At 29.2% G+C, this 11,809-nt stretch carries 17 protein-coding genes and 1 pseudogene; all 18 read left to right on the forward strand.

The window, feature by feature from the left end; genetic code table 11:
- Positions 1 to 298 (forward strand): annotated as a pseudogene (locus FMAG_RS07840) (hypothetical protein); the annotation flags it as partial.
- A 40-nt stretch (positions 299 to 338) separates the two neighbouring features.
- Positions 339 to 740 (forward strand): hypothetical protein, encoded by a 402-nt coding sequence (locus FMAG_RS07845; RefSeq protein ID WP_005885693.1) that lies wholly within the window; start codon positions 339 to 341, stop codon positions 738 to 740.
- Between the two features lies 1 nt (position 741).
- Positions 742 to 915 (forward strand): hypothetical protein, encoded by a 174-nt coding sequence (locus tag FMAG_RS13870; protein ID WP_005885694.1) that lies wholly within the window; start codon positions 742 to 744, stop codon positions 913 to 915.
- Between the two features lie 40 nt (positions 916 to 955).
- Complete coding sequence (locus tag FMAG_RS07850) at positions 956 to 1,207, forward strand: hypothetical protein (RefSeq protein ID WP_005885695.1); 252 nt, start codon at positions 956 to 958, stop codon at positions 1,205 to 1,207.
- A 10-nt stretch (positions 1,208 to 1,217) separates the two neighbouring features.
- Positions 1,218 to 2,375, forward strand: coding sequence for a phage tail sheath protein (locus FMAG_RS07855; RefSeq protein ID WP_005885696.1), 1,158 nt, complete (start codon positions 1,218 to 1,220; stop codon positions 2,373 to 2,375).
- Between the two features lie 447 nt (positions 2,376 to 2,822).
- Positions 2,823 to 3,005 (forward strand): hypothetical protein, encoded by a 183-nt coding sequence (locus FMAG_RS07860; RefSeq protein ID WP_005885697.1) that lies wholly within the window; start codon positions 2,823 to 2,825, stop codon positions 3,003 to 3,005.
- A gap of 65 nt (positions 3,006 to 3,070) precedes the next feature.
- Complete coding sequence (locus FMAG_RS13360; RefSeq protein WP_005885698.1) at positions 3,071 to 3,523, forward strand: phage tail tube protein; 453 nt, start codon at positions 3,071 to 3,073, stop codon at positions 3,521 to 3,523.
- Between the two features lie 13 nt (positions 3,524 to 3,536).
- On the forward strand, positions 3,537 to 3,914 hold the full coding sequence (locus tag FMAG_RS07870; RefSeq protein WP_005885699.1) for a phage tail assembly chaperone: 378 nt from the start codon (positions 3,537 to 3,539) through the stop codon (positions 3,912 to 3,914).
- Between the two features lie 168 nt (positions 3,915 to 4,082).
- A complete protein-coding gene (locus tag FMAG_RS07875; protein WP_005885700.1) occupies positions 4,083 to 6,233 on the forward strand; it encodes a phage tail tape measure protein in 2,151 nt (716 codons plus the stop codon).
- 12 nt (positions 6,234 to 6,245) lie between these two features.
- Positions 6,246 to 6,899, forward strand: coding sequence for a hypothetical protein (locus FMAG_RS07880; RefSeq protein WP_005885701.1), 654 nt, complete (start codon positions 6,246 to 6,248; stop codon positions 6,897 to 6,899).
- 9 nt (positions 6,900 to 6,908) lie between these two features.
- Complete coding sequence (locus FMAG_RS07885; RefSeq protein ID WP_005885703.1) at positions 6,909 to 7,913, forward strand: XkdQ/YqbQ family protein; 1,005 nt, start codon at positions 6,909 to 6,911, stop codon at positions 7,911 to 7,913.
- Positions 7,914 to 8,351 carry a DUF2577 family protein gene (locus FMAG_RS07890; protein WP_005885705.1) on the forward strand — a complete coding sequence of 146 codons (438 nt, stop codon included), beginning with the start codon at positions 7,914 to 7,916 and terminating at the stop codon, positions 8,349 to 8,351.
- Positions 8,348 to 8,827 carry a contractile injection system sheath initiator gene (locus tag FMAG_RS07895; protein ID WP_005885707.1) on the forward strand — a complete coding sequence of 160 codons (480 nt, stop codon included), beginning with the start codon at positions 8,348 to 8,350 and terminating at the stop codon, positions 8,825 to 8,827. The genes FMAG_RS07890 and FMAG_RS07895 overlap by 4 nt, the downstream gene beginning before the upstream one ends.
- Positions 8,820 to 9,866, forward strand: coding sequence for a baseplate J/gp47 family protein (locus FMAG_RS13365; RefSeq protein ID WP_005885709.1), 1,047 nt, complete (start codon positions 8,820 to 8,822; stop codon positions 9,864 to 9,866). The genes FMAG_RS07895 and FMAG_RS13365 overlap by 8 nt, the downstream gene beginning before the upstream one ends.
- Positions 9,867 to 9,879: 13 nt before the next feature.
- Entirely contained in the window at positions 9,880 to 10,257 is a 378-nt protein-coding gene (locus FMAG_RS07905) for a phage tail fiber protein (protein ID WP_005885711.1), read from the forward strand.
- A gap of 17 nt (positions 10,258 to 10,274) precedes the next feature.
- Entirely contained in the window at positions 10,275 to 10,976 is a 702-nt protein-coding gene (locus FMAG_RS07910) for a hypothetical protein (RefSeq protein ID WP_005885713.1), read from the forward strand.
- A gap of 1 nt (position 10,977) precedes the next feature.
- Positions 10,978 to 11,214, forward strand: coding sequence for a hypothetical protein (locus FMAG_RS07915; protein WP_005885715.1), 237 nt, complete (start codon positions 10,978 to 10,980; stop codon positions 11,212 to 11,214).
- A 14-nt stretch (positions 11,215 to 11,228) separates the two neighbouring features.
- A complete protein-coding gene (locus FMAG_RS07920; protein ID WP_261660795.1) occupies positions 11,229 to 11,768 on the forward strand; it encodes a hypothetical protein in 540 nt (179 codons plus the stop codon).
- Positions 11,769 to 11,809 lie beyond the last annotated feature (41 nt).

Below are 11,809 nucleotides of genomic sequence, written 5' to 3' on the forward strand. Positions count from 1 at the left end.
GATTGGAACTCAAAAAGTAGAACTTCTAGTAAATGCTAAAGGAACTGATGATAAAGAGATAGATACTAAAAATCTAATTATTTTATCTAATGTTAATAACTTAGCAGTTGGATATGGTTGTCTTACTTATGGAGATGTAGCAAAGAATGAATCAGTTTTAGTTAGATCCAAAGTAATAGCTGGAGATACTAAAGTAGAGGAAACTACTGGTAGTAAAGGACTATGGGGTAAATCAGCTCCAATGCCTCTTGTATTATCAACAACTAAATTTGAGAGATATAAGGTTACTATATCTTAATTTAGAGGTGGACATTCCCCTCTCCTGAAAAGGAGGATAGATGGAAAATAATAATATTCCTATTATTACAATAGATTACTTTGAGGAAGTATATATTGAACATGTGATAAATACTCTTAGAATTTCAAAAGATGAATTTAGAGCTAAATTAGAAAGCATAGATTCAACTTCTATCAATAAAAAAGCTGATAGATTTATTACAACATATTTAAAAAATCGTACTGATAAATTAACAGAAGATAACTGGATAGCAGCTAAGGAATTATATATACAGTGGAAACTTTTTGAGGGTATAGAAAGAGAAGAGGAAAGTAGAGATAAAAAAGAAACTTTAATAGAACTCTTAGAACTTTTTAAAAATGAAGTAATAGAACTTGAAGATGAAGAGATAGAAAGTCAAAAAAAAGTAGCAAAAATTATAGTACATAGTAGAGGTGTATAACATGCTATTAACTAAAAGACTTGAATACTTCAAACAAAAATTTGAAAATGAAGAGAATAGAAAAAGATGGAGAGTGTTTTATCAAGATGAGTTTGATGACGAAAAGATAGATGGAAATACAGTCTATTTTGTAATCACAAGAGAAGAGGAAAATAAAAAAACAAAAAACAGTTGATTTTTCAATATTCTATTCTAAATCTAGTTCTAGGTATGAGTTGTTAAATTTTAGAAATGAAGTAAAAGATTTTCTTAAATATCTTAAAGAAAATTTTGAAACTTCTAATTTTTACTGTATTGATAACTCATATAGAATTGAATATTCCACTATAACAGATAGAGGAGGAATAAGAGTAGCTGAAATTCAATGTACTTATGATTGTACTAGAGATATTTTAGATGAGGAAAATATTGAAGAAAACTTAAAGAAAATGGAAATTTTAAAAGATAAATATATTTTAAATGAGTAAAGGAGGAAAAATGGCAGGATTAAATGGAAAACCTAAGTTCAAATTTCTCTTTGAAGAAAAGGCAGCCGTACTTATATCAGGAGCTATAAGAGGTGTCTTAGGGGTAATCATGTTCGATGCCACTAAGGAAGACTTTACAAAAAAAGAGTACTATTCAGCTGTTGAAATAAAAGAAGAAGATTGGACAGCTGAAAACTTTAAGGCTTTAAAAGCTATGGCATTTAGAGGAAACCCTTTTAAAGTTGTAGTATATAAGGCAACTAAAGAAAACATTAATGATGTTTTAAAAGAAATTAAATTAGATGAACCTAATTATTTATGTTGTCCATTTGTTAGTGGAGAAGATAAACCAGAAACTTTGTTAACAGACTTAGAAAGTTGGATTAATTCAATTAGAAATACAGAAACTATCAAACTTGGAAATGATACTTCTACAATTAAGTTAGTTGTATCTTCATCAGCTAAACCTGATAAACCTTGGATAATAGATTATGATTCAAGACAAGTAGCACATACAATAGTAGATTTTGAAGAGAAAGCTTATACAGCTCAAGAATATACTTTATGTATAGCTTCTATGTGTGCTGGAGTAGCTCTCAATGCTTCTATCACTAATATGGAGCAATCTTGGTTAAAATCATTTAAAACTACTGTTGATGATGAAAATACAGCAATAGGGGAAGGAAAGCTATTAACTGGATTTGATGGTAATAAATACACTATCATTAGAGGTGTTACATCATTTACAACAGCAACCGACACTATGAATAGAAGTTTTAGTAAAATTAGAAAGATGGAAATTATGGATATTCATCAAAAGGATATTAGAAATGTCTTTAAAGAAGCTTACAGAGGAAAATATCAAAACTTCTATCCTAACAAATTATTATTCTTAGGTGCTGTAAATGCTTATCTTAAAGAATTTGTAAAAGCTGGACAGCTTGACCCAGCTAATGAAAATAGAATGAAGATAGATACAGAAGCAACTAGAGATTATATTATTTCTAAGGGGACTTACAAAGGAAAATCTATTACAGAAGAGGAAGCTAAAAAACTTACTGAATATGAGTTATTAAGAGCTAATACTGATGATATCTTATTTGCTTATATTCCTGACTATAAACCTACTGATGTAATGGAAGACTTTGAAGGAAAAGCTTATTTATAGCGGTAAAATTGGACATTGGAAATTGAATATTATCTGAGTAAATTTTTAATTAAAGTCCTTGACTTTTATTAGAAGATATGATATTATATACTTGTAGGGAGGAGGTGTAAACGTGCTTGATTTCTTACTAGACCTTTCTCAATTAATTATAAATCTTATAATAATATATAAGTTTATAAAAAAGAGAAAGTAAGCTGCAAGGGAGGGAGAGCTCCTCCCACCCTCTCCCTTAATTATTTATAAAATGTAGGAGGTGTTACAATGGAATGGTTAGATTTATTAGTTAAAATCACAGGAGTAATAGCTTTTATATGTATAATTATTGATTTTATTCAAAAAAGGAAAAAATAAAAAGGACTAATCAAATAATGATTAATCCCTTTTAAAACGTGCTTGATTTTCTTAATTTAATTTTATCATTATTTCTATTAAAAGTCAAGGAGAGTTATGGAAGATAAGAAAAAGGTAGGTAGACCTACTGGTATAAATAAAAGTGTAAAGTACTTAGGATATAAATATACTCCTGAAGAACATCAAAAAATGGTAGAAGCTCTTGAAAAGTATAAGGCAAAGCACAACTGTACCACTTCAAAAGCTTTATATGAAATAATATTAAATTCTATAAAATAAATTATTAATCCTCAGATGATATTCATTTGAGGATTTTTTATATACAAAATTTTAGGAGGTAGAGAATGGCTGGAGATTTTAATTTTAAACCAAGCGATGTCGTAAGTGGTAGCTTTGGTAAAGTGTATAGAAATGGAAGATGTATAGCTGAATTATCAGAGTTTACAGGTAAATTAAGTTTAGAAAGTAAAGATGTACTACTATCTAATGGAGAAACTGGAAAGAAAAATACAGCTGTTTCTTTTGAGATAACAGTAAAAGTTCAAAAGGTTTTTTCTTATGAATTAGAACTTTTAAAAAATATTAAAGATGGAAAACTTAATAATTATTGTGATATTAATGTTGAATTAGATGACCCTGAAGCTTTAGGAGCTGAAGCTATTGCAGTAGCTAATTGCTTACCTACTGGAGATATAGATATATTATCATTTACAAAAGGGGAACTAACAGAAAGAGAATTTACATTCTCTGCTCAACCAAGCAATATTGATATTTTAGAGAGTATTGCTGATATATAGGAGGTAAAAATTAATGGATATTAAAACACTTATAGACAATGCAGAGAAAATAAAAGATAAAGGAAATATTAAAAGAACATCAATAACAGTTAAAATTCCAAGATTTGAGGAACTAGGATTTGAAGAGCCTTTTGTTACATTAGAAAAGCCAAACTCATCTACATTACTAGCAATGACAGAAAGAAGTGATAAATTCTACTTACTTTCAGAAGCTATGATTAATCCTGATTTGTCTAACAAAGAAGTTCAAAAAGCTTTTAAAGTAAATAATAGATTAGCACTTTTAAAGAAAATATTTACAGAGGAAGAATTAGATGACCTTTTACAACATGTTGGAAGACTAAATTTAACTCAAAATAGAGCAGTATTAATAAGTGATATAAAAAACTAATTAAATCTAATGGTAGATTATATGGACTCTATCATTGGAGTTTAAAAGGGCAAAATATATTTTCTAAACCTCTTATAGAACTAAATAGTATAGAACAGGCATTTTTAGAAGCCTGTTTTATGCTAGAAAAGGAAGAAGAGAAACAAGGTATAAGAAATAGGAGGTTATATGGCTAGAGAAGTAGATTATATTGAAATCGTAGCTCAAGCAAGTGGACAACAGGAACTACAAAAAGTTGGTGGAATAGTTGATGAGTTGATGAAAAGAGCTAAAAATGCTGGAGTAAGTGTAGATGATTTAGCTGAAAAAATGAAAAAGCTTGGGAAAAAAGCTGAAAATACTCAACCTTATAATGCTTTTATAGGAAAAATGAAGCAGATAGCTGGAATTACAGCAGTAGGAATGGGAATAAAGAAATCTATTAGTATGTTTACTGCCTTTGATGATGTAGCTCGTAGAGTTCAAGGAACAACAGGAGCTAATGCTGAAACTATGGAGTTATTAAGATATCAAGCTAAAGAGCTTGGAAGAACAACTTCTTGGAGTGCTAGTGAAGCTGCTGAAGCTCAATTTGAATTTGCAAAAGCTGGATTTAGTAACAATGAAATTCTAGCAGCAACTCCGGGAATATTAGATACAGCAACGGCAGCTCAAATGGGATTAGCAGAAGCTACTGAAATTACAGCTGGAGCTTTAAGAATGTTTGGATTAGATGCCAGCAAGTCTATACAAGTAGGAGATATGCTTACTAAAACAGCTAGTTCAACTACTACTGATGTTAGAGATTTAGCTGAAAGTTTGAAATATAGTGGAAATGGTGCTAAACAATTTGGACTTAGTTTAGAGCAAACTTTAGGAATACTTGGACAATTAGGTAACTTATCATTAAAAGGCTCTCAAGCTGGAACTGCCTTACAAGCTGTATTTTCTACACTACAAAATAGTAAAAAACAAGAAATGTTAATGAATATAGGAGTACAGCTTACAGAAGATGGAAGCTATAGAAATATCTTAGATATTATTGAAGATATAAAAGACAAAACTAAGGGAATGGAGAAAGCCCAAAGAGAGAGTTTTATAAGTCAAGTATTCCAAGAACAAGGTTCTCAAGCTATGAATAGACTACTAGATACTCCTAAGGAAGAGTTAGATAAACTTATAAATGAAGTCCAAAGTTCAAGTGGTTTTGCTAGTCAACTTGCTAAAATACTCGGAGCTGGTGTTGGAGGAGCATTTAAAAATTTAACTTCAGCAACTGAGGGTTTGGGTATATCATTTGGACAATATTTAACTCCAGCAATAATAGATGTTATAAATATAGCAACACAACTTATTTCAGCAGGTACAGGGTTTATTGATTGGTTAAACTCTGGAAGTTATGTAGCCAATGCTTTAACTTTTACTATCTCAGCTTTAACTGCTGGTTTCTTAGCTTATAAAGGGGTTTTAATTGCTACTACTATATGGGAGAAAGCTTTAACAACAGCTAGTGCTATAAAAAATGGTATTTTATTTGCTGGAAATATTGCTATGTCAGCAGCTACCATTGTAACTGCTCTTTTCACAGGAAATATGTTTTTAGCAACAACAGCAACTACTGCTTTAACCACTGCTTTAGCAATTTTAACTTCCCCAGTAGCTTTAATAGTAGGAGCTATTGTAGGGCTTGGAATAGGTTTTTATATGCTATATAAAAAATCTGAAAGATTTAGAAAAGGTGTTGATGCTTTAATAAGTCCACTTAAAGAGTTATGGGGCTGGATTAAAAAATTTAGTTTTGTTGAGGGAATAATTGATTTTGGAAAAAATGTATATAACAAAGCTAAAGATTTTGTTACTGCTGGAACTCAAGGTAAAACAAATGAAGAAACAGAAAAAGAGATACAAGATAGAGTAAATCAAGTAAAGAATAACCCTAACCAAGCTTCTAATGAGGTAAGTGCTGGAACAGGGCAAGGAGTAAATACAGACTATTTACTAAGTGGTAGTGGCACAGGTAATGGTAAGATTAAACACAATGGTTACTATCTAAAGGGAACTAAAAATAGTGGAACTAATGGAAGTGTTTATAATAATAGTTCTAGTAGTTCTAATTCAAATAATGTTTATACATCAGCACCAGTTGAAAAGACTATTGAAGAAAAAATGTTAGATACTCTATTGGCCATAAAAAATCTTTTAAGTTTTAAAGGAGAAAAGAGCAATAATACAGCTACTAACAACTCTCAAATAGTTATAAATATCAATAAAGGGGATAATATAAGTGATATTATTTCCCAAGTAGTAGAAGATTTAACAGTAATATTAGGAAATATATAGGAGGTGGTAAATATGATGACAGAAGTACTTGAAAAACTATTACAAACTAGTTCTCTTGCTAAAATTGACCCACAAACACAACTTTCAGAGTGGGCAACAGATAAAATTACTGGAGGAATAGCAAGTAATATAAATCAACTTACTCAAAATAATCCTGTACTTAGAAAACTTTATTCTTTCTCAAGAATATTAAAAGAGATAAAAGTATCAATAGCAGAAGAAAAGAACGGAGTAGAGTTATCTATATTTACCTTTCCTGTTACTCCAGCAAATATTAAATTTATTGGAAATGATAATATTATTGAGGAAGTCGATACAATAGCTGGAAAAATAAACTACAAGAAAGATATAGATTTTAGAATAGTTAGTTTTTCCTCTTTTTTTCCTAATAATTACTACTCTTTTTCTAATGACTATAAGTATTTTGGAATAGATTGTGTAAATAAGGTTGATGAATTAAAACTAAAAGAAACTCCTATAAAGCTTGTAATCACAGGTATAGGACTAGTTCTCAAGTGTTATATTTCTAAGTTTGAGCCTAACACTACTCCTGAAGGGGATATTGAATATACTATTGAATTTAAGGAAGCTAAAGACCCAAGTATTTATGAAACTCAATCAAAACACTATGTATTTAAGCCTGAAGCTTTCAATTTAAGCAAGTAGGTGTTTACAATGATAACTACATATTGTATAAAGAATACTTCAAGCCAAATAGTAGATATTTCAAATATAGTCAAAGCTGAAATGAAATTAAAAAAATCTATAAGTGAGTTCGCTTGGACCTTAGACTTTAATATAACTAAAAACCCTCAATTCTACAATGTAGAGATAGGAGATATTATAGTTATAAAACTTGATGGTAAAGAGATATTTTCAGGAATAATTATTAATGGAGATATCACTAATTTATCTTTTAAAGCTGTTGATTATGCTTGGTATTTTTCAAAGAATGAAGAAATTTATCAATTTGAAGATATAGAAGCTTCTATTGTTGTAAGAAAGCTTATAGAAACTTTTGGAGCTAATACTGGAAATATAGAAGCTACCAATACTATGGTTGATAATTTCTATTTTGGAAAAACTTTAGGAGAAATTATCAAAGAGATTATAAAAAATATTAAGGACTTAGAAAATCAAGAGTTTAGATTTTTTTATAAAGAAACTAAATTTCACTTTGAAAGAAGTAAAAAGAACAAATATAAAAGAGGAATATATACCCCTCTCAGCTCATTATCTTCCATTCTGAACGGTTATGAATGTAATGCCTTGAATTACATCAAAGAACCTAAAAGAACACTGGATATAGAGGGAATGAGAAATTCAATTAGAGTATATAAGACATCAGGAAAAGAATATATTCAAGTTAGCACAGCAAAAGACAAAGGGAATATTGAAAAATATGGACTTATGCAAAAATTAGTATCTTATAAAGATAATGATTTGAATGGTGGAACTATTACAGCTACTAATCTACTAAACCAAGAAAATAAAGTTAATGAAAAAATCTCTTTTGAAATTCCTCTATTGAGTGAATTTATAAGAGATGGAGAAATTTTAAAATTATCTTATGATAAGTATGGAATAAATGGAGTATTTGAAATCACAAGTATTACTTATAACTTTAGTATGCATAAAACAATTTTTACAGCTTCATTAGAGCTAGAAAAGGTGGAATAAATGGTAAAAGATGAAAGATATTATAATGCTCTAACTAAAATAGCTCTAATTATAAAAGCTAGGGATAATCCTAAGTGGCTTGGAGCTGTTACAGGAGAAGTTGTCAAAGCTCCTCCTGAATTAGAGGTTAAATTAGAAAGTGGAATTATTATAAAAAATAAAAAAATTATGATTAGTATTGAAAAAATAATAGGGTATAAAAGAACTTATTCTCTTGAAGGAAATATTACAGAATATTCTTTTGATAATACCACTAAAACAGATGGTGTACCTCAACACCCTCCACACCCAATTTCAAAACTTGCTGGAAGTGGAACTTATAAAGCAGAGGGAAGTATTGAATGGACTGATACCTTAAAAATTGGAGATACAGTCTTAATGCTTCCGACAAATGACCATAAGTATTTTTATCTTATAGATAAGGTGGTGAGATTATGACATTACCTATTAGTTATTTAAGAATCAATAGTGATGTACAAGCTATTGAAGAGCAAAAGGAATTACAAGTTCAAGAAACTATAAAAGAAAAGGATGTTCTCTTTGATTATACAACAGGAAAATTCTACTATGATGGATTAGAACCTAGAAAAATCTACAATAAAGTAGAAATTATAAAAGAATGGATTAAAAAACTTTTCTATACTGAAAGAGATAGGTGGAATGTCCATATTAAAGATGTAGGTTACCCCTTTGGATTAAATATCTACAAATATGTAGGACAACAATTATATCCTAATACGGACCTAATAGAACTTATCAAAGATGACATTTATAATTCCTTGAAAAATCATAAGGATATTGAGGAAATACATTGTTTACAGCTTATACAGATTGATGACAAGATGTATTGTGGATTTATAGTTGAATTAAAAGAGAGTGCTTTTGAGGTAGAGGAGGTAATAAAAGTTGAGTGATGAAAGAATAAATAAAAAAGTCAATGATATGGCTGAAATGATTTCCTATAATACCTCAACTGGAAGTTTTGCTAGAGATATTATTACATCAGTAGCTATAGAAATGGTAAAAGAGGAAGATGATTATTCAGAACAACTTGATAAAAGACTTATAGATACAGCAACAGGAACTGACTTAGATATTTCATGTGCTGATAAGGCTTTAGATAGGCTTCAAGCAACTAAATCAACTGGTCAAGTAAAAATAACAGGAGTAAATGGAAGTCTTATTAAGAAAGGTTATATAGTTATAAATTCAAGTACAGCAACAGAGTATGAAATCTTAGAAGAAAAGACAATAGAAAATATCTCTACTACTGTAAAAATTCAATGTACTAAGGCTGGAACTGTTGGTAACTGTGAAGTAGGACAAATTAATAAATTTGGAGAAGAATATACAGGACTTTCTAAGGTAGAAAACTTAGAAAATATTACTAATGGAACAGATATAGAAACAGATGATAATTTCAGAAAGAGAGCTTTAGATTATATCAGAAAGCCAAGAATGAGCTGGAATAAATATGTATTTGAGGATAAAGCTAAGGAAGTTAAAGGAGTTGAGCATTCTCATTGTATTCCTAGATGGAGTGGTGCTGGAACTGTTAAGCTAGTTATAACAGAGCAAGGGAAAGAAGTAGTATCTTCTGAACTTAAAGAAAAAGTGAAAAATTATATAGATTTAGAAATTATTTCAGATATAGATTTAACTGTTGAAGGAGTTGAAATCAATAGAGTTGATATTGTAGTTAAAGGAACTATATCAAGTGATTTTAATGAAGAAGCAGCTAAAACAACACTAACAGAAAAATTAAATAATTTTTTCTTTGAGAATTTATTCCAAGAAAAGATTTTTTATTTTGATATTGTTGAAACTATCCAACATGCTGGGTGTATTACTAAGATAGGAGATATTACAGTAGCTGGAAGTAGAAATGATATAGAACTCAATGAAAATAAACTTTGTAAAGTAAATACTATTACTATAAACCCTTTAGAGTAGAAAGGAGGATTTAATGGCTGGATTAACACATTTAGGAGAAAATCTAATTATAAATGAAGTTTTTAGAAAAGAGGGAAAAAACTATTATTTGGGATTACTCAAAGCTGACCCTACTGACAATGCTTCCAATATTCAGGAGGTAGAGGGAACTTCATATGCTAGACAACAAATAACATTTGAAGAGCCACAGAATGGAGAAACCTATAATAAAAATGATATAAACTTCCCTGTTGCAACAGAGAATTGGGGCTGGATAACACATATAGGATTATTTGATAATGTTTCAGGGGGAAATCTTATAGCTTATTCCGCTTTAGATTATAGAAAAGAAATAAGAGCTGCTGACATTTATAAAATACCTAATGCTTTCTTTATCTTCAAGATTGATTAGAAATGAGGTAGGAAACAATGTCAAAAATAGCTCTAAAAAAATATGTTGAGGAAAATCTAGAATTTGACCTTGAATACTATCTAAATTATATTGGCCATGAATTTGCTTTTAACTGGATAGATAAAGAAATAGTAAAATCAAATGTTACAGCTCATCAATTAATAACTATAAAAAAAGATTTAGTAGAGTTAAAAGCTAAAACCCTTATTACAGTTTTAGGTGTAGCGGTATCTAAAGACTTTGTTGAAAGAATACTTAGTAATCTACCTTTCTTTGAAAGAAAAGAACCTTTAATAGTTGAACTTGCAAAGGCTATCTCTAGAGAATTACAAAAAATAGAGTTAAAGAAAAGTGAATATATTTCAAGCTTATCTATTACAACTGCTAATGCTATAAGTCTAAAAAGACTTGAGAAAATCTATGGAGTCAATACGGCTTATGAATTAGGAGTGAAGTTAAGACAAAATATATTAATTGCTAGAGAAATTACTAAATATAGTATCTTTAACTTTGCTTATATATTGAAAATGTGTGAACTCTTTGAAATAGGAAAAGTATTAGATATTATTAATGATAAAGAAAATAAGACTATAACCATTATTTTAGAAGATAATATTAATAATATTACATCATTACAAGAGTTCTTAAATCATATGAATGAATTAGGAATAGCTTTTTATGAAATAATAGTTAAGAATGAAGAAAAAGAGGAGGGATAAGATGAGTCAAATAATCAAAAATGAAGAAGAATTAAATACTGCAACTGACCCTGACTTAATAACAGAACACTATAATCTTGAAATACTAGGATTAAAAAGTCCAGTTGATTTTAGAAAATTCTCTCGTTCATTTATGAGATTATCTAAAATAGTATTTGGAATAGAATCTAAACTAGAAACAACTACACCTCAAGAAATGACAGCTTTAGTAGATAAATATAAGGCTAAGGAGGAATGAGAAAATTGAAAGAAATGTTAGTTAGCTGGGATATACTTAGAAATGCAAATTTCTCTCCTATCTTTTTCCTCCAAGGAGATTATGGAATAGGCTCTTTAAAAGTTGTATTAAGAAGCTTAAAAGACTTTCAAGGTAATATTAGGGCTGTATTTTGTAGTTCTAATAATCCTACTGAGCCTTATGTAGTTGAAAAGGAAATAGATAGTACAATAACTACTAATATAGATATTGCTATTCCTAATGAAGTTTTACAAGGCTTCGGAAAAGTATTTTGTAGATTAGTTCTTAGAAGTTCTGATAGAGGAAAAATAGTAGGAAGTATTCAAGAAGTATATTTCCATGTTGTTGAAAAAAAAGATTGGGAATTTCTAGAGCCTTTATTACCTAGTGATGAAAAAGAATATGTAAAAGATATAGTAGATGAGTTATATGAGATTTTAAAAAATTCTAAAAATGAATTAAAAGAGTATGCGGACCAACTTAAAGATGATATGCAAAAGGATATCATTACTTTAGAAGAAGCACAAGCAATAATAAATAAGTATAAAAAATAGGAGTGATGAAATATGGAAAAATTAGTAAATATGCTAGCAAA

This window comes from Fusobacterium mortiferum ATCC 9817 (assembly GCF_000158195.2).
Taxonomy (GTDB): domain Bacteria; phylum Fusobacteriota; class Fusobacteriia; order Fusobacteriales; family Fusobacteriaceae; genus Fusobacterium_A; species Fusobacterium_A mortiferum.

Coding starts and splice junctions, on each gene's coding strand:
- FMAG_RS07890 (WP_005885705.1), top strand. CDS start 7,914: ATGGTAAAAGATGAAAGATATTATAATGCTCTAACTAAAATAGCTCTA.
- FMAG_RS07860 (WP_005885697.1), top strand. CDS start 2,823: ATGGAAGATAAGAAAAAGGTAGGTAGACCTACTGGTATAAATAAAAGT.
- FMAG_RS07870 (WP_005885699.1), top strand. CDS start 3,537: ATGGATATTAAAACACTTATAGACAATGCAGAGAAAATAAAAGATAAA.
- FMAG_RS13870 (WP_005885694.1), top strand. CDS start 742: ATGCTATTAACTAAAAGACTTGAATACTTCAAACAAAAATTTGAAAAT.
- FMAG_RS07880 (WP_005885701.1), top strand. CDS start 6,246: ATGATGACAGAAGTACTTGAAAAACTATTACAAACTAGTTCTCTTGCT.
- FMAG_RS07920 (WP_261660795.1), top strand. CDS start 11,229: ATGTTAGTTAGCTGGGATATACTTAGAAATGCAAATTTCTCTCCTATC.
- FMAG_RS07855 (WP_005885696.1), top strand. CDS start 1,218: ATGGCAGGATTAAATGGAAAACCTAAGTTCAAATTTCTCTTTGAAGAA.
- FMAG_RS07875 (WP_005885700.1), top strand. CDS start 4,083: ATGGCTAGAGAAGTAGATTATATTGAAATCGTAGCTCAAGCAAGTGGA.
- FMAG_RS07895 (WP_005885707.1), top strand. CDS start 8,348: ATGACATTACCTATTAGTTATTTAAGAATCAATAGTGATGTACAAGCT.
- FMAG_RS07905 (WP_005885711.1), top strand. CDS start 9,880: ATGGCTGGATTAACACATTTAGGAGAAAATCTAATTATAAATGAAGTT.
- FMAG_RS07915 (WP_005885715.1), top strand. CDS start 10,978: ATGAGTCAAATAATCAAAAATGAAGAAGAATTAAATACTGCAACTGAC.
- FMAG_RS07885 (WP_005885703.1), top strand. CDS start 6,909: ATGATAACTACATATTGTATAAAGAATACTTCAAGCCAAATAGTAGAT.
- FMAG_RS13360 (WP_005885698.1), top strand. CDS start 3,071: ATGGCTGGAGATTTTAATTTTAAACCAAGCGATGTCGTAAGTGGTAGC.
- FMAG_RS07845 (WP_005885693.1), top strand. CDS start 339: ATGGAAAATAATAATATTCCTATTATTACAATAGATTACTTTGAGGAA.
- FMAG_RS07910 (WP_005885713.1), top strand. CDS start 10,275: ATGTCAAAAATAGCTCTAAAAAAATATGTTGAGGAAAATCTAGAATTT.